This is a genomic window from Micromonospora chalcea (assembly GCF_002926165.1).
GTDB classification, from domain to species: domain Bacteria; phylum Actinomycetota; class Actinomycetes; order Mycobacteriales; family Micromonosporaceae; genus Micromonospora; species Micromonospora chalcea.
The window spans coordinates 44618-68748 of the sequence record NZ_MAGP01000057.1 but is presented as its reverse complement, the minus strand read 5'-3'; the positions used below and the strand labels follow the sequence as shown (position 1 = coordinate 68748).

Annotated in this window: 26 protein-coding genes and 1 tRNA gene; 12 read left to right on the top strand and 15 right to left on the bottom strand. The window is 72.3% G+C overall.

The genetic code is table 11. The annotated features are described in order from the left end of the window. Positions 1-34 precede the first annotated feature (34 nt). A complete protein-coding gene (gene ssb, locus BAW75_RS06595) occupies positions 35-874 on the bottom strand; it encodes a single-stranded DNA-binding protein (RefSeq protein WP_084789618.1) in 840 nt (279 codons plus the stop codon). A 286-nt stretch (positions 875-1160) separates the two neighbouring features. Between ssb and BAW75_RS06590 the strand changes: the two genes are divergently transcribed. Next, positions 1161-1571 carry an HPF/RaiA family ribosome-associated protein gene (locus BAW75_RS06590; RefSeq protein WP_043328869.1) on the top strand — a complete coding sequence of 137 codons (411 nt, stop codon included), beginning with the start codon at positions 1161-1163 and terminating at the stop codon, positions 1569-1571. A 163-nt stretch (positions 1572-1734) separates the two neighbouring features. Next, entirely contained in the window at positions 1735-2751 is a 1017-nt protein-coding gene (locus BAW75_RS06585) for an alpha/beta hydrolase (RefSeq protein ID WP_167435526.1), read from the top strand. A 21-nt stretch (positions 2752-2772) separates the two neighbouring features. On the opposite strand, the gene BAW75_RS06580 is transcribed toward BAW75_RS06585, so the two are convergent. Further along, positions 2773-3507 (bottom strand): hypothetical protein, encoded by a 735-nt coding sequence (locus BAW75_RS06580; protein ID WP_104112969.1) that lies wholly within the window; start codon positions 3505-3507, stop codon positions 2773-2775. A 170-nt stretch (positions 3508-3677) separates the two neighbouring features. Here BAW75_RS06580 and BAW75_RS06575 point away from each other — a divergent pair. Further along, positions 3678-3753 (top strand) — tRNA-Arg (locus BAW75_RS06575). A gap of 29 nt (positions 3754-3782) precedes the next feature. Here the strand turns inward: BAW75_RS06575 and BAW75_RS06570 are convergent. Then, positions 3783-4178, bottom strand: a complete 396-nt coding sequence (locus BAW75_RS06570) for a hypothetical protein (protein ID WP_043328857.1) — start codon at positions 4176-4178, stop codon at positions 3783-3785. Between the two features lie 31 nt (positions 4179-4209). Then, positions 4210-6219: a hypothetical protein gene (locus BAW75_RS06565; RefSeq protein WP_104112968.1), complete on the bottom strand. Its 2010-nt coding sequence runs from the start codon at positions 6217-6219 to the stop codon at positions 4210-4212. A gap of 12 nt (positions 6220-6231) precedes the next feature. On the opposite strand from BAW75_RS06565, the gene BAW75_RS06560 reads away from it, so the two are divergent. Beyond that, on the top strand, positions 6232-7335 hold the full coding sequence (locus BAW75_RS06560) for an NAD(P)-dependent alcohol dehydrogenase (RefSeq protein WP_244206022.1): 1104 nt from the start codon (positions 6232-6234) through the stop codon (positions 7333-7335). Between the two features lie 145 nt (positions 7336-7480). Here the strand turns inward: BAW75_RS06560 and BAW75_RS06555 are convergent, their stop codons facing one another. Then, on the bottom strand, positions 7481-8206 hold the full coding sequence (locus BAW75_RS06555; RefSeq protein ID WP_104112966.1) for an SDR family oxidoreductase: 726 nt from the start codon (positions 8204-8206) through the stop codon (positions 7481-7483). 75 nt (positions 8207-8281) lie between these two features. On the opposite strand from BAW75_RS06555, the gene BAW75_RS06550 reads away from it, so the two are divergent. Together BAW75_RS06550 and BAW75_RS06545 are read left to right on the top strand one after the other, a co-directional pair. Continuing rightward, positions 8282-8641, top strand: coding sequence for a MerR family transcriptional regulator (locus BAW75_RS06550; RefSeq protein ID WP_181373721.1), 360 nt, complete (start codon positions 8282-8284; stop codon positions 8639-8641). A 157-nt stretch (positions 8642-8798) separates the two neighbouring features. Beyond that, on the top strand, positions 8799-9245 hold the full coding sequence (locus BAW75_RS06545) for a hypothetical protein (protein ID WP_043328852.1): 447 nt from the start codon (positions 8799-8801) through the stop codon (positions 9243-9245). Here BAW75_RS06545 and BAW75_RS06540 read toward each other — a convergent pair. Beyond that, positions 9242-9652 (bottom strand): TIGR03618 family F420-dependent PPOX class oxidoreductase, encoded by a 411-nt coding sequence (locus BAW75_RS06540; protein WP_064448672.1) that lies wholly within the window; start codon positions 9650-9652, stop codon positions 9242-9244. The two genes, BAW75_RS06545 and BAW75_RS06540, sit on opposite strands and share 4 nt — an antisense overlap. Before the next feature lie 41 nt (positions 9653-9693). Then, on the bottom strand, positions 9694-10134 hold the full coding sequence (locus tag BAW75_RS06535) for an Rv0361 family membrane protein (protein WP_104112965.1): 441 nt from the start codon (positions 10132-10134) through the stop codon (positions 9694-9696). Positions 10135-10339: 205 nt separating this feature from the next. Here BAW75_RS06535 and BAW75_RS06530 point away from each other — a divergent pair, with 205 nt between their 5' ends. The 4 genes from BAW75_RS06530 (at position 10340) to BAW75_RS06515 (ending at position 14205) form a co-directional block, all read left to right on the top strand. Continuing rightward, on the top strand, positions 10340-11515 hold the full coding sequence (locus BAW75_RS06530; RefSeq protein WP_104112964.1) for a sensor histidine kinase: 1176 nt from the start codon (positions 10340-10342) through the stop codon (positions 11513-11515). Further along, a complete protein-coding gene (locus BAW75_RS06525; RefSeq protein WP_104112963.1) occupies positions 11505-12701 on the top strand; it encodes a hypothetical protein in 1197 nt (398 codons plus the stop codon). Before BAW75_RS06530 ends, BAW75_RS06525 begins: the two co-directional genes overlap by 11 nt. Further along, entirely contained in the window at positions 12671-13387 is a 717-nt protein-coding gene (locus tag BAW75_RS06520) for a response regulator transcription factor (protein ID WP_043328844.1), read from the top strand. Before BAW75_RS06525 ends, BAW75_RS06520 begins: the two co-directional genes overlap by 31 nt. A gap of 74 nt (positions 13388-13461) precedes the next feature. Continuing rightward, a complete protein-coding gene (locus BAW75_RS06515; protein WP_104112962.1) occupies positions 13462-14205 on the top strand; it encodes a hypothetical protein in 744 nt (247 codons plus the stop codon). 353 nt (positions 14206-14558) lie between these two features. On the opposite strand, the gene BAW75_RS06510 is transcribed toward BAW75_RS06515, so the two are convergent. Then, positions 14559-15311 carry a lysophospholipid acyltransferase family protein gene (locus tag BAW75_RS06510; protein ID WP_030502236.1) on the bottom strand — a complete coding sequence of 251 codons (753 nt, stop codon included), beginning with the start codon at positions 15309-15311 and terminating at the stop codon, positions 14559-14561. A gap of 100 nt (positions 15312-15411) precedes the next feature. On the opposite strand from BAW75_RS06510, the gene BAW75_RS06505 reads away from it, so the two are divergent. Both BAW75_RS06505 and BAW75_RS06500 read left to right on the top strand, forming a co-directional pair. Next, a complete protein-coding gene (locus BAW75_RS06505) occupies positions 15412-16071 on the top strand; it encodes an alpha/beta hydrolase (RefSeq protein ID WP_104112961.1) in 660 nt (219 codons plus the stop codon). Positions 16072-16080: 9 nt separating this feature from the next. Continuing rightward, on the top strand, positions 16081-16470 hold the full coding sequence (locus tag BAW75_RS06500; RefSeq protein WP_043328838.1) for a VOC family protein: 390 nt from the start codon (positions 16081-16083) through the stop codon (positions 16468-16470). A gap of 1 nt (position 16471) precedes the next feature. On the opposite strand, the gene BAW75_RS06495 is transcribed toward BAW75_RS06500, so the two are convergent. From BAW75_RS06495 to BAW75_RS06465, 7 genes are all read right to left on the bottom strand, one after another. Then, positions 16472-18532 carry an amylo-alpha-1,6-glucosidase gene (locus tag BAW75_RS06495; RefSeq protein WP_043328837.1) on the bottom strand — a complete coding sequence of 687 codons (2061 nt, stop codon included), beginning with the start codon at positions 18530-18532 and terminating at the stop codon, positions 16472-16474. Further along, positions 18532-18903 (bottom strand): SCP2 sterol-binding domain-containing protein, encoded by a 372-nt coding sequence (locus BAW75_RS06490; RefSeq protein ID WP_043328836.1) that lies wholly within the window; start codon positions 18901-18903, stop codon positions 18532-18534. Before BAW75_RS06490 ends, BAW75_RS06495 begins: the two co-directional genes overlap by 1 nt. A 160-nt stretch (positions 18904-19063) precedes the next feature. Continuing rightward, positions 19064-19480: a CBS domain-containing protein gene (locus BAW75_RS06485; RefSeq protein ID WP_043328834.1), complete on the bottom strand. Its 417-nt coding sequence runs from the start codon at positions 19478-19480 to the stop codon at positions 19064-19066. Between the two features lie 65 nt (positions 19481-19545). Next, entirely contained in the window at positions 19546-20214 is a 669-nt protein-coding gene (locus BAW75_RS06480) for a TMEM175 family protein (RefSeq protein WP_069087316.1), read from the bottom strand. Positions 20215-20317: 103 nt separating this feature from the next. After that, complete coding sequence (locus tag BAW75_RS06475; RefSeq protein ID WP_064447774.1) at positions 20318-21340, bottom strand: aspartate-semialdehyde dehydrogenase; 1023 nt, start codon at positions 21338-21340, stop codon at positions 20318-20320. 97 nt (positions 21341-21437) lie between these two features. Continuing rightward, on the bottom strand, positions 21438-22781 hold the full coding sequence (locus BAW75_RS06470) for a M16 family metallopeptidase (RefSeq protein ID WP_104112960.1): 1344 nt from the start codon (positions 22779-22781) through the stop codon (positions 21438-21440). After that, on the bottom strand, positions 22781-24070 hold the full coding sequence (locus BAW75_RS06465; protein WP_043328830.1) for a M16 family metallopeptidase: 1290 nt from the start codon (positions 24068-24070) through the stop codon (positions 22781-22783). Before BAW75_RS06465 ends, BAW75_RS06470 begins: the two co-directional genes overlap by 1 nt. Between the last annotated feature and the right edge of the window lie 61 nt (positions 24071-24131).

Below are 24131 nucleotides of genomic sequence, written 5' to 3'. Positions count from 1 at the left end.
GATGTCACCACCCCGCGCCCCCGTCGGACGACTGTCAGGCGGGCACCGGGGTCCGTCGCCTGCTCCGGCGCCCCGACGCGGTCCCGCCCGGGCTCGCGCCGCCCGGCTCGCCCTCACCCGGCCCGGAACCACCCGGTCCGCCGACCTCCGGCGGTGCGACCTCGCCCAGTTCGTCGTCCTCGGCCGTGGCCGGCCCGTCGTCGGCCACGTCGCCCAGCTCGTCCTCCTCCCCCGCCGGGCCACCCGAACCGGGTTCGAAGCCGGTGGCCTGCCGCGCACCGGACCGGGCGTCGACGGACCGGGCGTCGAACGGGTCGGGCTCACCCACCCGCTCCACGGTGCCGACGAGCCCGACCCGGCCGCCGCCGTACTCCGAGGGCGGGAAGTCGTCGTCGAAGGGCCGGTCGTCGAAGGTGGCCGGGGCCTGCCCGTCGGGCACCGGCTCGGTCGTCTCGCCGTGCACCCGCTGCTCGGCCTCCGCGTCCTCGACCGTGCTGGTGGCCGCGCGGGGCTGGTTGCGCAGGAACCGGGCCCGGCCGCGGGACAGGTCGTGCCCGACCGCGACCGCCTCCAGTTCGTAGAGCGTGCGGTGGGTGCCGGACTCGTCGGTCCAGTCCCGGGTGTAGAGACGGCCGGCGACGATCACCGGGTCGCCGACCGCCACCGAGGACGCGACTCCCTCGGCCAGGCGGCGCCAGCAGTTGACCCGTACCCGCAGGCTGTTGCCGTCGACCCAGCGGCCGCTGTCGCGGTCGAGCCGGCGGGCGGTCGAGGCGACCTTGAAGTTGGCCACCAGCGTTCCGCTCTGGGTGGTCCGGCGCCACTCCGGCGCGGTCAGCACATTGCCGACGATCGTGACGTACGTATCGAACATCGCCCCTCCCAGGGATCGACTTGTCCCGGAAAGCGTCGGCCCGCCGCCTCGCCCGGGCCACCCGCCCGGCCCGTACCTGTGGACGACGGACCGACCTGTGGACAACCCCCTGATCAAGGTCCCGATCTGCTAGGTCAACCGGCCCTACGCGCCTGACCTGCGGCGACGCACGATCGAGTGGAGCCGGCAAGCAGGCGTTCCGGAATCACGCCGGTTGGGTAAGTACTTGATCAACCGAGAGAAAGGGAGCTCCGATGCTTCTCCGAGACGTCCGCGAGGCAGCGCGATGAGCGCCGTGGCGAACCCCGCGACCGTGGCCGAGTGCCTGCGGGTCGGCGCCGGGTTCTCCCAGGGCGACCGCAACTGGATCGCCGAGCAGTTCGCGACCCTGGACACCCGGCTCGCCGGCTTCCACGCCGACGCCACCGAGCTGGAGGTGTCCGTCAAGGATCGTGAGGCCCGGGGCCAGAAGGTGACCCTGGAGTGCTGGATCGCCGGCCGGCAGAAGATCGTCACCACCTCGACCGAGGAGGATCTGCACGCCGCGCTCAACGACGTCCGGGACGACCTGCGCCGCAAGCTCAACGACGCGAAGACCCGGCAGGAGCCGCGCAACAACAAGCACCTGCGCGCCGTCGACCAGCCCGAGGGCGTCCCGTTGCAGGACGCCGCACGCGAGGACGCCGAAACCGTCTGAATCCCGGCACGGCCCGCCCGCTCGGTGCCGGCGGGCGGGCCGTCCCCGCGCCGAGGCGTTGTTAAGAAGGGGCCCTTCCTCTACCGGATGCGTTAACAAGGGCCCCCTCCTTACAGCCCAGCACCCCTACCGCCGAGTAGCGCGGCGGCGTACCGTCGCGGTCGTGGAACCGGACGTGCTGGGCGCCCCCTACGAGCGGCGGACGATCGACCTGGGCACCGACGACGAGGGGCCGGTCGTCGCGACCCTGGTGCGGCGGCGGGCCGACCGCCCGACCGGTCGCGCCGTGCTCTACGTGCACGGGTTCGTCGACTACTTCTTCCAGACCCACGTAGCCGACTTCTTCGCCGAGCGCGGCTGGGACTTCTACGCGCTCGACCTGCGCAAGTACGGCCGCAGCCTGCTGGCGCACCAGACTCCGAACTTCTGCCGCGACCTGAGCGACTACTTCCCTGAGCTGGACGCCGCCGCGGAGATCATCCGGGCCGAGGAGGGCCACGACACCCTGCTCGCGATGGGCCACTCGACCGGCGGCCTGATCATCTCGCTCTGGGCGCACGACCGCCGCGACGCCGGACTGGTCGACGGCATCGTGCTCAACAGCCCCTTCTTCGACATCAACGCGCCCTGGATGGTCCGTCGGCCCCTCGCGGCCGCCGTCTCCCGCCTGGGCCGCAGGGCGCCGCAGCGTGTCCTGCCGTTCGGCCTGGGCACCGTGTACGGCGAGAGCCTGCACGCCGACCACCGGGGCGAGTGGCGGTACGACCTGGCCTGGAAGCCGCTCGCCGGGTTCCCGGTCCGGGCCGGCTGGATCAACGCGATCCGTACCGGTCAGCGTCGCCTGCGGGCCGGGCTGGACATCCCGGTGCCGGTGCTGCTCGCCTGTTCCACGCGCAGCTTCCGGGGCACCAAGTGGCACGACAGCGCCACCGGCGCCGACGCCGTGCTCGACGTCGAGCACATGGTGCGCTGGGCGCCCCGCCTCGGCCACCACGTCACGCTGGCCCGCTTCGACGGCGGGCTGCACGACCTCACGCTGTCCAGTCCCGGCGTACGCGAGAAGGTCTTCGCGGAGGTCGGACGGTGGGCGGAGGGATTCCTCCGCGCCGGACCGACCGAACCGGAGCCCACGACGCCGCCGTCACCTCGGCGGCGGGCCGACGCGACCGCCGAGGGCTGAGCCCGGCCCCGCCTCGCCGCTTCAGTCGGTGACGACCGCCGCGAGCGCGGCGCGGATCCGGTCGAACGTCGCGACCGGGTGCCCGCCCGCGCGCCACGGCAGCACCACGCCCAGGCAGCGCAGCGCCGGTCCGCCGTCCGGTCCGGCCTCCACCGCGAACACCGGCGCGCCCACGTAGCCGGCGGGCAGTTCCGTGGTGACCCGCACCTCGCCGCCGTCCCGGGCGACCCGCTCGACCACCGCCTCCAACGGCCGCGACCCGTCCTCACCCGCGCCCAGGGCCAGCACGAACGCCGAGACGGGCGCCGCGCCGATCCGGGCGACCGAGTCGGCCGGCGCGGCCACCGCCTCGGTGACCTGCTGGGTACGCCAGCGCCAGCCCCGGTCGTCGGCCCAGCCGTGCAGGCCGCCGGTCGGCATCGCGGCGAGCCCCAGCTCCGGCAGGTGCAGCCAGTGGTCGGCGAAACCGGGCAGCTCGATCGGCTCGTCCGCCCCCTCGGCCGGCTCGGTGACGCTGGGCCGCAACCCGATCTCGCCGTACGCCCGGTCGGTGAGCGCGTCGGCGGTGAGCAGCCACTCGTGCGCGACCTCCCCGTCGTCGGTGGCGCCGACCAGTTCGCTGTAGAAGAAGGCGGTGCCGAGGACGCCGGGCGGCGTGCCCGGGCCGTCCGAGCCGGTGAGGGGCAGGATCGCCCGTCCGAGGAGCTGACACAGCTCGAAGACGATCTCGTTCTCGGTTTCCTGGTCGAGCAGCATCCGACGAGGGTACGGATCGCGTCCCGCCCGGCCCACGCGGGACCCGCCGGAACTGTGGTGCCGTTCCGGGCCCCGGCATGGGACGCTGAGGGGCGGAACGGACGCGCCGACCCGTACCCCCGGGCGGACGGGGAGCGGCGGTACCCTCTTGGCGCGACGACCGTCGGCGCGCGCCCGTAGCTCAGCGGATAGAGCAGGGGACTTCTAATCCCAAGGCCGCAGGTTCGAATCCTGCCGGGCGCACCATCCCCACCGCAGGCCAGATCGTCAGCGGGCTACAGGTTGTTGATCCGGGCCAGCAGCTCCGCCTCGGTCAGATTCTCCAGGACCGCGTCCTGCTTGCGGCCCAGGACCGCCAGCAGCTTCTCCTTCTCCAGCTTCTTGGCCGCCGCCGCCTTCGCCGCCTGGTCCTCGGCGAGGCGGACGGCGATGACGTGCTTGACGACCTCCAACTTGGTCTCCAGGGTCGCCTTGGCCGGATTGGCCTCGGTGGCCACGAACGACTCGGTGTCGACGGCCTTGAGTTCGGCGTTGACCGCCTTGGCCACGTCGTCGAGGCTGAAGCCGGACTTGGCGGTCAGCGGAAGCTCCCACAACTGCTCCGTGGTCAGCAGTCCCTTGGCCGACGGATAGCGGAACTTCTCCCGCGTGGCCTTCTCAAAAATGGTCACGACGACCTCTCTCCGTTTTCTGGGTAGGGGATCAGAACTGGATGCTGAGGAGGCGGCGCCGGCCGCCGGTCATGGTCACCTTGGCGACCACAGAGTTACGGATCGTGGAGCTGAAGCCGAGGCCGGAAAGCTGATCCGGAGAGGGCTCGCACTTGGTGCGGTCGCCGAGAACCTCGAACACCTTGCGATGCGGTTGCAGGTCGGCGCGGAGGAACTCGTTGTAGATCCCCCGCGTCGGCTGGTCGTTCACGCACCCCTTCAGGATGAAGAAGTAGTGCCGGTTGCCGACCTCGTTGTCGTCGAAGTAGTTCGGCGAGTACATGACGGTGGACACTGGTACGAACTGTTCGGTGGTGATCCCCCACAGCTCCTTGCCCGCACTGCCCGGCTGCACGTCCTTACCCGGCCGGAAAGCGGTGATCACGCCGCCGGCAACCGTCATCCGGCCGACCTCGACGGTCTCCTTGTGGCCGACCGCGCGCTCGTGACGGTAATGCTCGATCTTCCCGTTGCTCTCGGTCTCGATCACGAAGCCGACCTGGGCGCTGTCCCGCTTGCGGTACTGGTTCACCTCGATCCGGTACTCACCGTCGGGGACGTGGTCGGTCCAGGTGACGTTCTCCACCGGCTCGCGGGAGAGCGGCCCGCTGGCGTTCATGTCGACGTCCAGCTTGTCGCGCTTCTCCTGGTACCAGATGTGGTCGCCGTTTGGTTCGAACACGTGCAGGTCGAGGTCGTCGTGGTTGAACCAGGACAGGCTCACCCGCAGCTTGCCGGTGACATTGCCGCCGGCCCGCTTGACCTTCTCCCGGATCGAGTCGGCGACGTTGCCGCCGTACGACCAGCCGAAGTCGTTGTCCCACCTGAACAACCGCGGAGCAGCCGGGTGCCGGCCGGTCGTGAGACTGACGAAGTGCGGCTCGTGGGTGTTGGCGACCCACAGGTCGATGGAGCTGGCGCCGGGCAGAATGTCCTTCAGGAAGGAGACCACGGGGATCTCCTCCGGCTTCGCGTCACGAAGGCGCGCACCTGTCGACGTCGTGGTGGCCGCCTGCATGAGCAGCCCTTCGATGCCGTCCTTCATCTGCGGCTGGGTGTCGTTGTCGACCCACAGCACGTTGTTGACCGACACGTCGGACAGCCGGGCGAACCGTCGCTGCAACGACTCCTCGATGCCCAACTCGTCGATGGTCTTCATGGCAGCCTTGACCATGGCCGGGGTGATCAGCGCCGTGGGGCGCTGGTAGTTCTGCGGCGCCACCTTCGTCTCGAACGACCGGACCGCCTGCTCCAGGTCGACGCCCGCGGAGAGAGCCTGGACGAGAGTGCCGATCACCGTATTGCGCAAGCGTGCCGCCGGGTTCATGGCGTTGGCGAAGACGAAGGCCCGTCCGTCGGTCGCCTTCGTCCACCGGTTCTGCAGCGACCGGAACTCGGTCACCGCCCGACGATGCTCCGTGCCGCGGTAGAGGGCGTTGTCGTCGATGAGGTCGACGACGGTGTCCAGAGCGTGCGGGGTCAGCTCGGCCAGGCCCCGCTGGAAGACCTGCACCGCGGCGTCGAAGTCGCTCTGTGCCGCGCTGACGTCTTCGACACGATGCCGCTTCTCCACCCGGCCGTGCAGGTGGTGCCACACCTCGACCTGGCCGTCGCGCAGCGATCGGGTGGTCTTCGTGCCGTACTGCGCCTGACTGGACCGGAAGACGGTGGACAACGGCAGCGAAAGGACGAACTCGTCCAGAGCGGCGGCGACGACGGAGAAGACCGGATCGAGGGCCGAAACCCCGGACCAGACGGTACGGACCCGCCCGTCGTGGATCTCGACCACGTTGCCGAAGTGCTTGATGAAGCCGCGGCAGGTCGAGCAGTCGTACTCGGATCGCTCACGGAACCGCAGATTGGTGCCGGCGGGGAACGATTCGAGAAAGGTGAGCCAGAGTGAGTCCCGGTCGAGGCCGTCGCCGACGACGTACAACTCACTTTTGGACATGGTGGACAGACGTGAGGTCACGTCCGTCACGAACTGCTGGAAATCGCCCACCGTTCATCCCCCTTGATCGCCGGAGATCCTACGGAGCGATCACCAATCGGAGAAACACCGTTTCCGGCTTTCCGCGCGGTCACGGACGGGCGCGGTCCTCGCCTCTGTGTGCTACCAAGAAGCCGTTGCCTGCGCCTTGGTGAAGGGCTGGGGGGTGCGTGGATGAGAGCGATTGTGTACGACCGGTACGGGCCGCCGGATGTGTTACGGGTCGAGGACGTCGCCAAGCCCTCTCCTACCGGCCGGCAGGTGCTCGTCAGGGTCGCAGCGACCTCGGTCAACCTGAGCGACTGGGAGACCCTGCGAGGCTCGCCGCTGTACTCGCGCATCGGTGGGCTGCGCTCCCCGGCACGGCGGACACTCGGTTCGGACATCGCCGGCTGGGTCGATGCGGTCGGCCCGGAGGTCACCCGGTTCCGGCCCGGTGACGAAGTGTACGGCGACAACCTCATGCTCAAGGGCGGCTTCGCCGAGTACGCGATCGCTCCCGAGTCGGTTCTGGCCCACAAGCCCGCCGCCCTGACCTTCGCCGAGGCCTCAACGATCCCGCAGGCGGGAGCCATCGCCTGGCAAGGGACTCAAGGCGCCGCAGCCGGGAAACGGGTCCTGATCAACGGCGCCGGCGGAGGATCGGGCTCCTTCGCCATCCAGGTTGCCAAGCAGCTCGGCGCCGAGGTGACCGGCGTCGACAACGCCGGCAAGCTCGACTTCATGCGGTCGGTCGGCGCGGACGAGGTGATCGACTACCGCAGCCAGGACTTCACCCGCAGCGGCCCGTACGACCTCATCCTCGACCTGGTGGCGTACCGGTCGGTGTTCGACTACCGCCGGGCGCTGGCCCCCGGCGGCCGTTACCGGTGCGTCGGCGGCCCGGTCCCGGCGGTGCTTCGCGTCCTGACGATCGGCGCCGCGGTCGGCCGGCTCACCCGTCGGCGTCTGGGTGTGCTCGCCGTCAAGGAAGGGCCGGCGCATTTCGAACCGGTGGCCGACCGCTGCGCCACGGGCGAGCTGACCGTCCACATCGACCGGTCCTTCACCCTCGATGAGGTGCCCGAGGCGTTGGCCCACGTCGGTGAGGGCCGCGCGCTCGGGAAAGTCGTCGTGACCGTCGTCTGACCGGCGGTCCAGGACGGCCGTTGCCGCGACGAGGGCGCGAGCAAGCCCTAGCCCTGCTCACCAGCGCTCGGCTCGCTGCAACCGGTCGGCGATGCGGTGCCTCAGCGAACGCGGCCACGGCCACGGCCGGTACCGCCAGGCCCGGTCAGGCCGCCAGCGCCGCCAGGGCGCGGTCCATCGCGGCGTTGAACTCCTCCGGCGTCAGCGTCAGCCGGGACTTGACGTCCCGGCTCCACTGGTCGGCCAGCACCTCGGCGGCGCCCGCCTCGACGCCGTCGAGCGCCGCGTCGGCCAGATCGGACGGCGCGATCTTGTCGACGGGCCAGCCCGCTGACATGTCGGTGTCGGCCAGGCCGAGGTGCACCGCCGTCACGAGCGTGCCCTGCTCGGCGAGTTCCAGGCGTACGCCGTTGGTCATGGCCCAGGCGGCGGCCTTGGTCAGGTGGTACGCGCCGGCGCCCCTGGTCCCGAACCACGACATGGCGGAGAGCACGTTCACGATCGCGCCTCCGCCGTTGCGGGCGAGGGCCGGCGCGAACGCGCGGATCATCTCCAGGTGGCCGAGCACGTTGGTCTCCACCTCGTGTCGTACCGCCTCCAGCGAACCGGTCACCAGGTCGGTTCCGGTCTGGATGCCGGCGTTGTTGACGAGCAGCGTGACGTCCGGGGCGGCAGCGGCGACGGCCCGTACGGATGCGGGGCTGGTGATGTCGAGCGGCAGCGCCTCGACGCCGGGCAGGTCGACGGTCTCCGGCCGGCGGGCGGTCGCGTAGACCTTGCGGGCGCCGCGTTCGAGCAGGCGCTGGGCGAAGGCGCGGCCCAGGCCGCGGTTGGCGCCGGTGACGAGGGCTACCGAGTCGTTGATGTCCATGCCCGGTACGCTAAAACCTGACGTTGACGTCAGAGGCAAGTGCTGACCGCCGAGACCGGGGTGAGAGGGGTCACCGTGACCGAGCCGCTGATCCGCATCGGTGAGGTGGCACGCGGCGCCGGTGTCTCGGTACGGGCCGTGCGCTACTACGAGGAGCAGGGTCTTCTCGTCCCCAGGCGCAGCCCGTCCGGCCAGCGCCTCTACCGGCCGGACACGGTCACGCTGGTCCGGTTCATCCAGCAGATGTACGCGGCGGGCCTGACCAGCAGCCGGATCGCCGAACTCCTGCCGTGCTGGGACTCCGGGCACACCGACCCCGGGCAGCGGGCCATGCTGCGCGCCGAGCGCGAGCGCATCCAGGCCAAGGTCGACGATCTCCGGGCCGCCCTGGACCGCCTCGACGAGGTCATTGCGATCACCGATTCGCACCCGTAGGCGCGATCGCCCGCGCAGGCCCGACGACAGACGCAAGGCGGAGAGTGGCACAGGAATCCTGGTCGCGTCGACCCGCCGGTTTCGTCGGTGGTGTCGGGCATGATCGCGTGCGCCGCCGCACGACGGCGGTCGACGAGCGGGATCACCGGGAGGCAGCGTGGGCGCATCGGGATGGACCTACTTCGTGGCGTACCAGCCGGATGCCCAGGCCGCGCTTGACGAACTGCGCCGGCAGGTCTTCGAGACCGGCGACTACTGGTGGGCGGCGCCGGGCGAGTTCGGTGCGTCCGCCGCCGACTTCCCGGACCGTCCCCGCAGCGAGGAGGAGCTGTGGGCGGACGAGCGGGTACAGGAGTCCGGCACCCACTCCATCCTGGACATGTCGCGGGTGCTGACCGACGGCGAGGAGCCCGGCTTCGGGACGTTCCAGCGGGTGACCGAGGCCGAAGCGCTCGCACGTGTGGGCGTCGCCAGGCCGACCCGCGCGCACGTCGAGGCGCTCGCGCCGCTGGCCGAGCAGCGCTGGTTCGGCCGGTACGCCGTGCTGCACGACGAGGCGGGCGTCCCGAGCGAGATCTACTTCTGGGGGTTCTCCGGGGACTAGCGTGCCCGGCCGGCGAGCAGCCACCGCCGGACGGGCACCTCCAGCAGCACCCGTTCACTGTCCGGTGTGACCGGCTGCCGGATGTCCCAGCCGCCGTATTTCTCGGCGAAGGCCGCCACGATCGCGGGCGGGAAGCCGGCACGGTGCAGTCGGGCGACGCCCTCCGCGACGACCGGGTGGACGCCGTCCTCCAGGGCGAGCGAGACGCGGGGGTCGGCCGCCACGTTGCGGGCCTTGACGCTGCGGCCCTCGCAGCCGATCCACCAGACGCCGTCGGCGTACACGAACCACACCGGCGTCATGTGCGGTGAGCCGTCCCGGCGCAGCGTGCAGAGCCAGACGTTGCGTTCGCGGGCGAGCCGGTCCTCGACGGCCGGGGGAACCGGTGCGGTGGGAGATGGGGCCATGCGACAAGTGGATCAGGTGCGCGCGGAGGAGCGCCACCGGCTCACTCGCAGATCCGCCACTCCCCGTCCTCCTTGACCATGGGGAACGACTGCGTCACGTTGGTCCCGACCGCCGGGGTGAACCGGATGGTCGTCGACCCGCTCACCCGGCCGTTGTTGTTCGACACGTTGAGCCCGGTGATCTCGTAGCCGGTGAACTCCGGCTGGGAGGACTGCTGCCGGGTGAAGTCCGCCTCGCTGACCCGGTCGCGTACGCGGGAGCAGAGCTGCCGGTACGCGGCGGGGTAGTCGCGGTCGACGATCATCTCGGCGTAGGTCTGCGCTGTGGAGCGCGCCGGGCCGGTGGCTTCCTGCACGACCCGGAAGAGGAAGAAGCCGCCGAGCACACCGCCGGAGCAACAGATCGCCAGCACCACGCCGAGCACGATGAACAGGGTTCGCTTGGACTTCTTCGGCGGCACCATGGCCGGCTGGTATGCCATACCCCGCAGGGTAGGAGACGCCGGCAACCGTAAACCGGAGGCCGCGGCTCCGCTTCTCGGCGGGCGCTGAGCCTCGGCTGCTTTACGCCGGAGCGAAACTCGTCAAGCACCAAGGGTGACCAGTACCCACAAACCGTGTTATTCTCCGGCGTCAATCTATGCCGCGCGGACCCGGCCGGGTCGCTGCCGGAAGGACATCCCCCCGATGCCGGTCGCTGCCGCCACGTCTCTGCCCGGGTCCACCCAGGCCCGGCCGGCGGCTGAGGCGTTCACGCTGATCTTCACGACGCTTCCCGCGCTGCTGCGACTCACCTGCGGTCTGGTCGGCGCGGTGGTCGCACTGTCGGTGCGGACACCGCCGGTGCGGGTGGCGCTGCTGATCCCCGCTGTCGTCGTCCTCACCGTCTGGTCGGTTTGGTACGCCTGGCGGGCGTTCCGGCACGGCATCGACGGGCCGCTGGTGGCCGGCGACGTGGCGCTCACTACCGCCGCCGCGCTCGCCGTCCCGTGGCTGGTCGCGCCGGAGGTGCTGCCGGGCGAGGCGAGCTGGATCGCGGTGCTGGCCAGCTCGACGGTGATCAACACGCAGGCCACCGCGCCGGCCCGCTGGTCGGTGCCGGCCGGGCTGCTGGTCACCGCCGCGTACGTCACCGGCACCACGCTGGCCGGCAACCCGGTCGAGGCGCGGGCGCACGCCGGGACGCTGCTGGTGCAGACCGGAAGCGCGGCGGTGATGACAGCGGTGATGCGCCGCCGGATCGCCCGCGCCGACGCCGCGTTCGCCGACTACCAGCGGCTGTCCCACGAGGCGGTGGTCGCGCGCGCCGCCCGCGAGGACGAACGGCGGCAGAACCGCGACCTGCACGACACCGTGCTGGGCACGCTCACCATGGTCGGCCTCGGCGCGGTACCCGACTCGGCGACGTTGCGCGAGCGGTGCGCGCACGATCTGCGTACCCTGACCGCCCTGGCGGGCGCGCGGTCCGCGACCGCGGCCGGCGAGGCCGACCTGGACGAACGGCTGCGCCAGGTGCTCGCCGGAACGCCCGGGCCGGCGGTGACCGCGACGCTCGCGCCCTGCCGGCTGCCGGCGGAGGTCGCCACGGCGCTCGCCGACAGCGCCGCCGCCGCGCTCGCGAACGTGGCGCGGCACGCACCCGGCGCGACCGCGTCGCTGCGCCTGGCCCGCGAGGGCGGCGCCGGCGTGGTCGAGGTGGTCGACGACGGTCCGGGCTTCGACCCCGCCACGGTCCCGGCCCACCGGTACGGGCTGCGCGAGTCGATCCACGGGCGGATGACCACTGTGGGTGGACGCGCGCTGGTGACCTCCGCCCCTGGCGCGGGCACCCGGATTCGGCTGGAGTGGTCCGATGCCGACTGAGTCGGGTGCGGCGGTGACCGCCGACTCCGTGCTGCGTCCCCTTCCCCGGCCGCGGGTGGCGACGCGCCCCGGACCGGCCACCGCACCGCCGGAGGCGCACGCGGTGGCCGACGCCTCCGACGGGGGCGCGCGGATCGCCGCCATCGTCATCGCGGCGGCCTGGCACCTGGCGATCGCGCTGCCGGCCGTGTTGCGGGCGGGACCGGGAATGGCCTTCCCCGCCGTGGTGGCGGTGGGCTGGCTGGTGACCGCGCTGATCGGGGTCTGGGCCGGCGTACTTCTGCTGCGCGGCGAACTGCCCCCGGCCCGGAGCCTGGCCGCGGCGCTGCTGGTGGTCGACGCGGCGGTCGTCGCGGGCGCCGGCGAGCGCTTCCTGTTCAGCACCGCCAACTGGGTGTGGGGCGGCCTGGCCTGGTTCTTCCTGCTGGCGCTCTGGCGGCGGCCGGTGCGCTGGCTGCTGGTCATGCTCGCCGCGCACGGCGCGATCGCGGTGACCGCGGTGGTGCTGTACGGCGCGACCGCGTCGGCCGATCTGAGCCGGGCCACGATGTACGTTTACGGCACCTCCACCCTGCCGGCGGCGGTCTTCGTCGGCGCGGCGGCGCTCACCGCGCAGGCCCGGGCCCGGGCCGCCACCGCGGCGGCGGCGCTGGCCGTGGCGGCGGAGCGGGAGGCGGCCGAGCGGGCCCGCACCGAGCGCCAGGAACGGCTCGCTCTGGTCAGCGGCACCGCCGAGGAGGTGCTGGCCGAGCTGGCGTCGGGCGACGCCGACCCGGCCGATCCGGCGGTGCGGCGGCGGGCGGTGCTGGCCGCGGCCCGGCTGCGCCGGCTCATCGCCGAGTCGGACGACGTGCCCGACGCGCTGCTCGACGCGCTGCGCGCGGCGGCCGACCTGGCCGAACGCAACGGGCTGCCGATCGACCTGGTGGCGGTCGGCACGCCGCCGGAGCTGCCGGTGGAGATCCGGCGCGGGCTGGCCGACCCGCTCACGGCAGGGCTCGCCGCGGCCGAGGGCTGGGCGCGGCTGACAGTGGTCGCGGGACCGGACGAGGTGGTGGTCAGCCTGGTGACACCGGACCACGACGGCCCGGACGAGACGACGACCGGTGGGGGCGGACCGGTGGAACACCTGCACGAGCGGGACGGGGAGATCAGATGGACGCAGACCCGCTGGCGGCGGACGTGAACGCCGGGTGGCCGATCGGGGTGGCGATCGTGGACGACCATCCGGTGGTGATCGACGGGGTGCGGGCCTGGCTGGCCGGCGAGCCGCGGTTGCGGGTGGTGGCCACCGGCGACGACCCGGACGAGGTGCTGCGGGCCGCGCCCGACGCCGAGGTGGTGCTGCTCGACCTGCGCCTGCACGGCCGGATGGTGCTGGACAAGCTGGCCGAGCTGAGCGCGGCCGGGCGCCGGGTGGTGGTCTACTCCGAGCACAGCGACCCGCCGACCATGCTGGCCGCGCTGGACGCGGGCGCGGTGGCGTTCCTGGCCAAGCACGAGGGACGCGAGCACTGTGTGGGCACCGTGCTGGCGGCGGCGCAGGACCGGCCGTACGTGCCGCCCGCGCTGGCCGGCGCGATGGTCGGCGACGCCCGGCCGGATCGTCCGGCCCTGTCGGACAAGGAGCGCGAGGCGCTGCTGTTGTGGTTCCAGTCGATGTCGAAGGCGTCGGTGGCGCGCCGGATGCAGATCAGCGAGCACACAGTGAAGCAGTACGTCGACCGAGCGCGGATCAAGTACACCCGAGCGGGGCGTCCGGCTGCCACGAAGGCGGCTCTGCTCGCCCGCGCGATCGAGGACGGACTCGTCCGACCGGAAGATATCGGCATCTACCGGTCGCAGGCGTCGGCCGACCGGCCGACCCCCTAACAGGTGTCATGACAATCACCCTACGAATCCGGCAGGCTCCCTGATACCGCCAACCGTCACCGGGAGGTCGTACCGTGCCGGAGGACGCCGCACCCTTCTTCGTCGGACCGCATCGGTTCGACGCCGACGCCGACCCCACCCGTCCCGTGCTGGACCGGCGTTACGCGCTGGTGCCCGAGCCGGGTGAGCGCATACTCGGGCATCAGTTGCTGCGGGTCGCCGGTCACCTGCTGGGCCCCACCGAGGACGTCCGCTGCTGGGCGCTGCCCGCGCCGGCGACGATCACCGTGACCGACCGCCGGCTGGCGTACGTCTGCAGCGGTTCCGAGTTGTCAGTGGTCCCCGGGCGGGACAGCCGGACGGGTAGCCGGCACCGGCGCCCGGTCCGGCTGTCCCGCCTGGTCAGCGGTCAGATCCGCTGGCAGTGGCCGTCCCGGCTGGAACTGGTCGATCACGGCGACGGCACAGCCGAGCTGCGCGTGGTCTGCGACGCGCTGCGCACCATCCGGCAGCCGGCGCTGGCACTGACCGGCCCGGTCGGGCCGGTCGCCGGGCTGGCCCGGCAGGTCCGCCGCGCGGTGGCCGGATACCGTCTGGCCAACCCCGATCTGGTCGACCTCTCACCGCCGGAGCGGGACGTGCTCGCCACCCGGGTCGCCGCCTCCCCCGGCCCGATGCTCGGCACGGTGACGCTGCCGGGCTCGCTGCCGGTGGAGTTCCTGTCCCGCGACGACTACTACCGTCCGCCGGTGGCCGAGGCGTCGCCGTGGGCGCTGTCCGACGTCCCGGCCCGCGACCAGCCCGGTTCCGCCTGCTGACCCTCCCCCGAGCGCGCATCCTCTGCGGCATGGAGGTGCATCCTTGCGCGGTGCGGCTGTCCTCAGTCGGCGGAACAGGTGAGCGTTCTCGGCGGCCCTTTCCTCGTATGTGCGTGGTGGGCGGCCGAAGATCTCGGCAACGGAGGGGCGTTGCGTGAGACTCCACTCGCTCAGTTCGGCCGGGCGCGCACCGCACTCCTGGAGGGCACACCACCAGATGAGACGAACGTACTACGTCATGAGATCTGTGTAGATCTTGGTACGAAAGGGCCCTCATGGGGGCCTTTTCGTACCAAGATCTACCGAGCCGAGCCGAGCCGAGCCGAGCCGAGCCGAGCTGCGGACCGCGGGGGTCAGGAGGCGCTGCGGGTGCGGCGCTCGGAGCGGTCCAGCTCGACGGCCTCCTCCGGGGTGGGCGCGCTGCCGCCCAGGTGGGCCGGCTGCCACCAGGTGTCGTCCGGGCCGGACGGCTGGTCCGGGTACTCCCGCTGGGCCCGGTCGACGAGCGCCGACAGCCGGGTACGCAGGTCGGCGGTCATGACTGTGGCGTCCGGGTAGGCGGCCGGGTCCATCGGATCGCCGACGATGATGGTGATCGGCGTGTGCCGGCGGGTGAGCGTACGCGGGCGGCCCTTGGTCCACAGGCGCTGGGTGCCCCAGAGCGCGACCGGCAGCAGCGGCACGCCGGCTTCCTGCGACATCCGGGCCGCGCCGTTCTTGAGGTCCTTGACGACGAAGGAGCGGCTGATCGTCGCCTCCGGGAAGACGCCGACCACCTCGCCGCGGCGCAGCGCGCTCACTGCGGCGGCGTACGAGCCGGCGCCGGCGGCCCGGTTGACCGGGATGTGCTTCATGCCGCGCATGAGCGGCCCGGAGACGCGGTGCCGGAAGACGCTGTCCTTGGCCATGAAGCGGACCAGCCGCTTGGCCGGGTGCGCGCCGTAGCCGCAGAAGATGAAGTCGAGGTAGCTCACGTGGTTGGATGCGAGCACGGCGCCGCCGGTGGGCGGCACGTGCTCGCTGCCGGACACGTCGAGGCGCAGGTCGAGGAGCCGGAACATCGTCTTCGCGGCGGTGATCACGGGCGGGTACACGAGTTCCGACATCCCGCTACTTTACCCCGAGTAGGTTACGCGACCGTAGGGGCGATCTGCCCTCGGCAGACCGGGCTCGCGCACCGGGGGCGGGTGCGGCGACGATGGTGCCGTGACCGAACGCGCGGTGCTGCTCTGGATCCACGGCGGAGGCTGGCGTGCCCGCGCCGAGGAGGACGGCAGAGCGCTCGCGTCCCTCGGGCTGCGCGTGGTCGAGGCCACCTACCGGTTCTCCCACCAGGCCCGCTGGCCGGCCCAGCTCGATGACGTACGCGAAGCCGCGCGCGCCGCGTGGAGCGGGGCGGACGGCCTGCCGCTGCTGGTGGGCGGCGACTCAGCGGGCGGGATGCTGGCCCTCCAGCTCGCCCTGCGCGGGGTGGACCGGCCCGGCGATGTGGCGGGCGTGCTCGCGTACTGGGCGCCGGTCGACCCGCTCGACCCGGAGCAGCGGCGACGGCGTGCCCCCGGCGACGACCCGTGGACCGACCTGCTGGGCCACCCGCCGGCCGCGGGCGACCCGGCCACCGCCGACGCGACAGTGGCCACCCACCTGGGCTCCGGCGTGCCGGTGCTGTTGGTCCAGGGCCGCGACGACGAGGACCTGCCGGCCGCCCAGCCGGTCGAGCTGACCGCTCGGCTGCTCGCCGCCGGTCACCCGGTGCATCTGTGGCTCACAGGCGGGGGTCACGCGCTCGACCTGGCCCGGCCCGACCTGCTCGCGACCGCCGCCGCGTTCCTGGACAACGTCCTGCCCGCCGTCGCGGGCGACTAGGTTCGAGGCATGCCCGACCTCGCCGCGATCGTCATCCACTGCCGCGACCCGTACCTGCTCGCGCCGTTCTGGAGCGCGGTCACCGGGCTGCCGGTGGTCGAGGAGGACCGGGTGAAGCTCGCCGAGGGCACGCTCGCCCCGGCCGAGGCGGTGCTGCTGCGCGACCCGCACGGCCGGCGGCCGGACCTGTGGATCAGCCCCGCCGCCGAGCTGCCCGCGCCCGGCCGGATCCACCTCGACCTGGTCGGTGACGCCGAGGAGCGGGCCGCCGTGCTGGAGGCGGGCGCGACAGTGGTACGCGAGCTGCCGCGCTGGACCGTGCTGGCCGACCCGGAGGGCAACGAGTTCTGCCTGCTGCCGCCGGACGAGGCGCACACCGCGCGTCCGCCCGGGCACTGACTCATTCGGCCAGCTCGTCGAGGTCGAGCCGGCCCCGGGCGAACGCGTCCACCCGGCCCCAGCGGCCCGGGATGTCCAGCACCTCGATGCGTCCCATGCCCATCGGCAGGCGCGGGTCCACCGCCAGGTGCCCCTCGTGCGGCTCCAGACCCAGCATGGTGCGGATCAGCAGCAGCGGCGCGCCGGTGGACCACGCCTGCGGACTGCACGCGGTCGGGTACTCCACCGGGAACTTCGTCAGCTCCCGCTGGTAGCCGCCGAACGCCTCGGGCAGTCGGCCGTCGAAGTAGGCGGCCGCGTCGAGGATGCCGTTGGCCACGGTGGCCGCCTCCTCGTTGAAGCCGTACCGGCGCAGGCCCCAGGCGACGAACGAGTTGTCGAACGGCCAGATCGTGCCGTTGTGGTAGCCGATCGGGTTGTAGCGGACCTCGCCCTCGGCCAGCGTCCGCACCCCCCAGCCGGACCAGAGCCGGGGCCCCACCAGGTGCTCGGCGACACTCGACGCCCGTTCCTCGTCCACGATCCCGCTCCACAGCAGGTGGCCGATGTTGGAGCTGAGCACGTCGCACTGGCGCCCGTCCGGGTCCAGCGCGAGCGCGTAGAAGCCGCGGTCGGCGACCCACCAGTCCTGGTTGAAGCGCCGCTTCAGCTCCGCGGCCTCGCGTTCGAGCTGGTCGGCGTACGTGTGGTCGCCCCAGAACACCCGGGCCAGCCGGGCCGCGCGCATCTTCGCGTCGTACGCGTAGCCCTGCACCTCACAGGTGGCCCGGGGAAACGGCGGCAGCGTGCCGTCGGCGTACGAGATGGAGTCCCACGAGTCCTTCCAGCACTGGTTCTCCAGGCCGGTGTCGGTGTTGCGCCGCTCGTACCAGATGTAGCCGTTGCCGATCAGGTCGGCGTACTTGTCGATCCACCTCAGCGCGGCCCGGCACTCCAGTTCCAGCTCCTTGACCAGCGCCCCGTCGCCGGTCCACCGCTCGTACTCGTCGAGCAGCACCACGAACAGCGGGGTGGCGTCCACCGAGCCGTAGTACGGCGAGTGCGGCTGCTCCTCGAACGCGGCGGTCTCGCCGTAGCGCATCTCGTGCAGGATCCGGCCCGGGTCCTCGTCCCGGAAGTCGTCGAACCGGGTGCCCTGCAGCGCGGCGAGGATCCGCAGCGTGGTCTTCGACATCTCCGGCGCGAACGGCAGCACCTGCAGGCAGGTGAGGATGCTGTCCCGGCCGAACATGGTCATGAACCAGGGCAGGCCGGCCGCGGGCAGCGTCTGCCCGCCGAGCGACAGCGGCGAGAAGCGCAGCGCAGCGAGGTCGACCAGGCTCCGCCGGTAGGTCGCGGCGAGATCTTCGTGCTCGCTGTTCAGTTTCGGGGCCCGGCTGATCCACTCCTCCAGGTCATGCTGGAGCGCGAGCCGCTCGACGCCGTGGGCGCGCAGCCCGATCCGCAGGTCCCGGCCGCCGGGACCGATGGCGAACGTCTGCACGTCGATGACGGCGTCCCACTGCTCGTTGGGTTCCAGCCGCAGGCTCCAGGCGAAGCCGCGCTGGTCGTAGCGGGCCGGCTGGTTGGCGGAGACGACGGTCTCGCGCCGGAAGTTGCCCCGCCGGTAGCCCAGGCGCAGCCGGTCCGACTCGGCCTCGGCGTACAGCTCGCCCTTCTTGTTCAGGATCTCGTCCTTGATCTGGAAGAGGTCGGCGAAGTCGGACCCGGCGTCCATCCGGACCTCCAGGTCGACCGCCTTCTCGTCGTGGTTGAGGATGGTCAGCGTCTCCCGGAAGCTGCCGCCCACCGCCCGTTCCCGGATCACCGACAGCTTCGCGTCGATGTAATGCGTGGCCATGCCGGGCACCAGGAAGAACCGGGCCTCGTAGTACTGCAGGTCGTCGTAGGACAGGACGTTGAGCCGCTCGCCGTTGACGGTGAGCACCCACTTCGACAGGTAGCGCGTGTCGAGCGAGAAGAGACCCGTCGGCTCGTTCGGGGTGGCCTCGATGTCGCCGCTGTCCTCGCTGACCACGAACGTGTTGCCGTCCAGGATGCGGACGGTGTTCTGCCCGGGCATCAGGCGCCCCTCCCACCGAACGTGTGACGTGGTCCCCGGGAGTCCGGCGGACCGGGGAAGACCCGCTCGACCTGCAACACCAGCCGGAGGTCGCCGACGACAGTCATGTCGCCGCGCAGCAGCGCCGCGATGGCGTTCTCCTCACCGCCGACCAGCTCGGCGAAGAGGCGCGGCTCGGTGCCGACCACGGTGTCCGCCTCGCCGTCCTCCTGCCGGACCCGCAGGTTGCCCCGTTCTATCTCCAGCAGCCAGTGCGTGGTGTGCGGGCCCTCGTGCAGGTCGAAGCGCAGCGTTCCGGATGTCTTGACCAACAGGGGCTCGAACCCCCGCCGGTCCAGGTCCTCGAAGAATCTTGTGGCCATGTCCACCATCCGGGCGACTCCTCCCGCGTTCCGCGGTCTTCCGTCCGGGATGCGGTGTCCCCACCCGTTCCGCGGTCAACCTCGCCCGATCCGGGTGACCGCCGCGTCGCCTGCGTGACGCGGAACGCCGGCCCCCGAACCGGGAGTCGGCGTCACCGCGTCGGTCAGGTCAGTTGTTGGGGTCGTCGGCGCTGATGTCCGCGAGCACCGACTGGGGTTCCCGCTCGACCGCCAGGTCACCCATGGAGATGAGGCCGATCAGCCGGCCGTCCTCGACCACCGGGAGCCGGCGGACCGCGTACGTGCGCATCAGGTCGGCGGCGGCCACCGCGTCGTCGTACTGGCTCACCGTCACCACGTCCTTGCTGGTGATCTGGTTGAGCCGGGTGGAGGTGGGATCCATGTCCTCGGCCACGCCCCGCACCGTGATGTCCCGGTCCGTGACGATACCGACCACGTTGTCGCCGTCGGTCACCACCACGTCGCCGATGGCGCTGTCGCGCATCTCCTGCGCCGCGGCGGTGAGCGTGTCGTTGCCGTCCATCGTCACCAACCGGGTCGTCATGAACTCTCCGACCGTTGTCATGGTGCTCCCCTCTCGGTGTCGGCACGGTGGTCTACCCGCCGCCCGAGGCGGGGTAACGCGGGGCGTCACCGCCGGTGGCGCAGGCGCCGGCGCAGGTCGTAGAAGCCGTTGCTGGACAGCCCGTAGAAGATCGGCAGCAGCAGGAGCACCACGAGCGCCACCGGCACGCTCAGGAACACGCCCACCAGACCGGCGATCGCGTACGCGAGGACGCCGAGCAGCGCCCGGACGCGTTCGGCCTCGAAGAAACGGGCGGGGACGTGCGGCTCCAGCAGTTCCGGGTGCCGGCTCAGGTAGTGGTAGAGCCACAGCCACGTGATCGACAGGATCACGCCGACCAGCCCGTACGCGGACACCGCGACCCGCTCGTCGAAGACGTCGCCCTCCTCCACCGCGCGGGAGACGAGCGCGGTGACGAACGGCAGCAGCGCCACGCTGAACAGCACGCCGAGGTTGGCCCAGTGCAGTCCCCGGTCGGCGCAGCGGACCCGGTGGAACGTCCCCTTGTGGTTCAGCCAGTTGACCGCCACGTACAGGTAGGACGTGACGTAGGCGAGGTAGACCGGCCACTGGTCGAGCAGCGCGCGCAGCATTCCGCCCGGCGCCGTCTCGGGCACCCGCAGGTCGAGGACCAGCAGCGTGATGACGATGGCGAAGACCGCGTCGCTGAACCCGATCGCCCGGCCCGTGTCCGAACGCATCCCGGCGGCCTCGGTGTCCCCTTCGGCCGTCATCGGCACCTCCGCCCTGCCGGCGCGCGGGGCGGCCGGCGACCCGGCGGGCATACCCGCTGAGCGGATGTCCGTGCCGGGCGGCCCGGCACGGACGCCCGCAGGGTCAGCGCTCGGCGGCGACCAGTTCGGCGAGCTGCACGGCGTTCAGCGCCGCGCCCTTGCGCAGGTTGTCGTTGGCGCAGAACAGCGCGAGCCCGTGCTCGACGGTCTCGTCGGCCCGGATCCGGCCGACGTACGTCGGGTCCTGGCCGGCCGCCTCCAGCGGCGTGGGCACGTCGCGCAGCGCCACGCCGGGCGCGCCGTCGAGCAGCTCGCGGGCCCGGGCCGGGTCGATCGGGCGGGCGAACCGGGCGTTGATCTGCAACGAGTGGCCGGTGAAGACCGGGACGCGCACACACGTGCCGGAGACCTTCAGCCCGGGGATCTCCAGGATCTTGCGGCTCTCGTTGCGCAGCTTCTGCTCCTCGTCGGTCTCGAACGAGCCGTCGTCGACGATCGAGCCGGCGAGCGGGAGCACGTTGAAGGCGATCGGGCGGGCGAACGAGCGCGGCGCCGGGAACTCCACCGCACCGCCGTCGAAGGCCAGCCCGGCGGCGTCCCCGGCCACCTTGCGGACCTGCTCGTCCAGTTCCGCCACGCCGGCCAGGCCGGCGCCGGAGACCGCCTGGTAGGTGGCGACGACGAGGCTGACCAGCCCGGCCTCGTCGTGCAGCGGACGCAGCACCGGCATGGCGGCCATCGTGGTGCAGTTGGGGTTCGCCACGATGCCCTTCGGGCGGTCGGCGATCGCGTGCGGGTTGACCTCGGCGACCACCAGCGGCACCTGCGGGTCCATCCGGAACGCCGAGGAGTTGTCGATCACCACGGCGCCGGCCTCGGCGACCCGGGGAGCCAGCTCCTTCGCGGTGGCCTTGCCCGCCGAGAAGAGCACGATGTCCAGGCCGCGGTAGTCCGCGGTGGCCGCGTCCTCCACGGTGACCTCGCCGTCGCGCCAGGGCAGCGTGCGCCCGGCCGACCGGGCCGAGGCGAACAGGCGCACCTGCTCCGCCGGGAACTCGCGCTCCGCCAGCACCTGCCGCATGACGCCACCGACCTGACCGGTGGCTCCCACAATGCCGATCCTCATGCCCGCGAGGCTACCCAGCCGGGCGGTGCGGGTGGGAAACGTTTCCCACCGCGCGGATGCGGGGCGACGGGAATCACAGGCCCGCCGCCCCGTCCGGTCACGTGTGGTCGAGCACCTCGCCGAGACCGCTGGCGACCAGCTCGTCCCGGATGACCGCCGCGTCCCCCTCGATCACCATGGTCAGCGACTCGGGGTGCAGGTAGGTCGCCGCGGCGGCGGAAACGTCCTCGACGGTCGCCGCGAGCAGTTGCTCCCGCAGCCGCGCGTGGTAGTCGTCCGGCAGGTCGTGCACGACCAGCGTGGTCAGGGCCGCGGCGATCGCGCGCGGGCTCTGCAGCTCGACCGAGAGCTGGCCGGCCCGCCAGGAGCGCGCCACCTCCAGCTCGTCCTCGGTGACCCCGGTCAGCTGGGTACGCGAGATCTCGCCCACCGACTCGACGAGCGCCGGGGCGGTCACCGCGGTCTGCACGCCGGAGCTGACCGCGAACCGCCCGAACCGCCGGGACGAGGCGAAGTCGCCCCGGATCCCGTACGTGTAGCCGCGCACCTCGCGGATCAGGTGGTTGAGCCGGGACGTGAACGCGCCGCCGAGCACGGTGCCGGCGAGCGTCATCGGCACGTGGTCCGGGTGGGCGCGGTGCGGGGACGGGTGGCCCAGCCGCAGCGTGGACTGCACCGAGCCGGGCCGGTCCACCAGAATGATCCGGCGCTGCCCGGTCAGCGGCACGTCGATCGGGCCGCCGCGTTCCACCGGGCCGCCGCCGGCGCCGGCGAACGCCGTCGCGGCGAGCGCGTCCAGGTCGATCCGGTCCAGGTCACCGGCGACGATCAGGGTGCCGGGGCGGATGAACCACTCGGAGTGGAAGACGGTGACGTCGTCCACCTCCAGCGCGGCCACGCTGTCCGGGTCGCCGTAGAGCGGGCGGCCCCACCGGTGCTGCGCGCCGAACAGCTCGGCCCGCAGCACCGCGTCGGCGCGCGGGCCCGGGTTGGCCCAGTCCATCCGCAGCGCCGTCGCCTCGTCGTCGCGGACCCGGCGCACGTCGGCCGGGTCGAGCCGGGGCGTACGGACCGCCTCGGCGAGCAGCTCCACGGCGGCGGTCAGCCGGTCCACCGGCACCTGCACGCTCACCTGGAACGAGTCCCAGTCCAGCCCGGTCGACAGCTCGGTGCCGAGCGCCTCGATGGCCAGCGCGTACGCGGTGGCGTCCCGCTGCGCGGTGCCCTCCTCCAGCGCCTTGGCCAGCACCGCGCCGAGCCCTTCCTTGCCGACCGGCTCCCGGCCCGCGCCGCCGTCGAGAAGCAGCAACGCGACGGCGAGGTTCTGCCCGGGCAGGTGCGCGGCGACCACCTGGCCGCCGGCCGCTGTCCGCCGGACCACCTGGGGGAACCGGTAGGCGCGGGCGGCGCCGGGGCCGGGACGGGTGGCGATCAGCGACATCACTTCTCCTCGGGCAGGTAGGTCAGGATCACCCGGTCGGCGGCGCCGAGCAGCTCGGCGGCCTGCTCGGCGATCTGCTCGGCGGTCACCGCGAGCCAGGCCGGCAGCCGGTCGGCCGCGCGGGCCGGGTCGCCGAACTGGGTGGCGTACCGGCCGAGCGTGTCGGCCCGCCCGTCGACAGTGGACATCTGCCGCCACCACATGGTGCTCAGCAGCGCCTTGGCGCGGTCCAGCTCGGCGGCGGTCACCGGCACCGTGGCCAGCTCGTCGACCACCTCGGCCAGCCCGTCGCGCAGCCGCTCGGCGCTCACCCCGGGGCGGGCCGTGGCGGTGGCGATCAGCGGGGCGGGCGCGTGCGCCAGGTCCACCCCGTACGCGCCGACGAGGTCCGGCTGGGCGATCCGCTCGCCGTCGGCCAGGCGCTGGTAGAGGCGGCTGCCCCGGCCGCTGCCGAGCACGGTGGCCAGCACCGTGGTCACGTCGTACCCCGGGGTGCCGAACGGGTGGGTGCGGTGCGCGACGTAGACGCGGGGGGCGGGCACGTCGGCGGTGACCGTCTCCACCGCCGGGCGGCCGGTGGCCGGCACGGTACGGCCGTCCGGCGCGGCCGGGATGTCGGCGCGCGCGGCGAGCCCGCCGAAGTACTTGTCGGCGAGCCCGAACACCTCGGCGGCGGTGGTGTCGCCGACCACGGTGAGGACGGCGTTGTTCGGCGCGTAGTAGGTGCTGTGGAACTCCTGGAAGGTGGCCAGGTCGGCGGCGTTCAGGTCGGCCATCGACCCGATCGTCGCGTGGTGGTACGGGTGCCCCGGCGGGTAGAGCAGCGGCAGCAGGCGCAGCCAGGCGTCGCCGTACGGCACGTTCTCGTAGCGCTGCCGCCGTTCGTTCTTCACCACGTCGCGCTGGTTGTCCAGCGTCTCCTGGGTCAGCGCCGGCACCAGCCCGCCCATCCGGTCGGCCTCCAGCCAGAGCGCCAGCTCCAGGTGCTCGGCCGGGACCGTCTCGAAGTAGTTGGTGCGGTCCGGGTTGGTGGTCGCGTTGAGCGAGCCGCCCGCGCCCTGGATCAGCTTCATGTGCTCGGTCTTCGCCACGTTCACCGAACCCTCGAACATGAGGTGCTCGAAGAGGTGGGCGAAGCCGGTCTGTCCGGCCGGCTCGTGGCGGGAGCCCACGTCGTACCAGAGGTTGACCGCCACGGCCGGGGCGGTGCGGTCCTCGCTCACCACCACACGCAGGCCGTTGTCCAGTCGGGTCGTCTCGATCGGCCAGGGGAAACCGCTGTCGGGCATGAGACGACGCTATCCGATCCCGGAGGCGGAAAGGTGACACGCGCGCCGGAGCATCGTCGGT

Coding starts and splice junctions, on each gene's coding strand:
- ssb (WP_084789618.1), bottom strand. CDS start 874: ATGTTCGATACGTACGTCACGATCGTCGGCAATGTGCTGACCGCGCCG.
- BAW75_RS06590 (WP_043328869.1), top strand. CDS start 1,161: ATGAGCGCCGTGGCGAACCCCGCGACCGTGGCCGAGTGCCTGCGGGTC.
- BAW75_RS06580 (WP_104112969.1), bottom strand. CDS start 3,507: ATGCTGCTCGACCAGGAAACCGAGAACGAGATCGTCTTCGAGCTGTGT.
- BAW75_RS06555 (WP_104112966.1), bottom strand. CDS start 8,206: ATGGACATCAACGACTCGGTAGCCCTCGTCACCGGCGCCAACCGCGGC.
- BAW75_RS06540 (WP_064448672.1), bottom strand. CDS start 9,652: ATGGCCCCATCTCCCACCGCACCGGTTCCCCCGGCCGTCGAGGACCGG.
- BAW75_RS06535 (WP_104112965.1), bottom strand. CDS start 10,134: ATGGCATACCAGCCGGCCATGGTGCCGCCGAAGAAGTCCAAGCGAACC.
- BAW75_RS06530 (WP_104112964.1), top strand. CDS start 10,340: ATGCCGGTCGCTGCCGCCACGTCTCTGCCCGGGTCCACCCAGGCCCGG.
- BAW75_RS06525 (WP_104112963.1), top strand. CDS start 11,505: ATGCCGACTGAGTCGGGTGCGGCGGTGACCGCCGACTCCGTGCTGCGT.
- BAW75_RS06520 (WP_043328844.1), top strand. CDS start 12,671: ATGGACGCAGACCCGCTGGCGGCGGACGTGAACGCCGGGTGGCCGATC.
- BAW75_RS06510 (WP_030502236.1), bottom strand. CDS start 15,311: ATGTCGGAACTCGTGTACCCGCCCGTGATCACCGCCGCGAAGACGATG.
- BAW75_RS06500 (WP_043328838.1), top strand. CDS start 16,081: ATGCCCGACCTCGCCGCGATCGTCATCCACTGCCGCGACCCGTACCTG.
- BAW75_RS06495 (WP_043328837.1), bottom strand. CDS start 18,532: ATGCCCGGGCAGAACACCGTCCGCATCCTGGACGGCAACACGTTCGTG.
- BAW75_RS06490 (WP_043328836.1), bottom strand. CDS start 18,903: ATGGTGGACATGGCCACAAGATTCTTCGAGGACCTGGACCGGCGGGGG.
- BAW75_RS06485 (WP_043328834.1), bottom strand. CDS start 19,480: ATGACAACGGTCGGAGAGTTCATGACGACCCGGTTGGTGACGATGGAC.
- BAW75_RS06480 (WP_069087316.1), bottom strand. CDS start 20,214: ATGACGGCCGAAGGGGACACCGAGGCCGCCGGGATGCGTTCGGACACG.
- BAW75_RS06475 (WP_064447774.1), bottom strand. CDS start 21,340: ATGAGGATCGGCATTGTGGGAGCCACCGGTCAGGTCGGTGGCGTCATG.
- BAW75_RS06470 (WP_104112960.1), bottom strand. CDS start 22,781: ATGTCGCTGATCGCCACCCGTCCCGGCCCCGGCGCCGCCCGCGCCTAC.
- BAW75_RS06465 (WP_043328830.1), bottom strand. CDS start 24,070: ATGCCCGACAGCGGTTTCCCCTGGCCGATCGAGACGACCCGACTGGAC.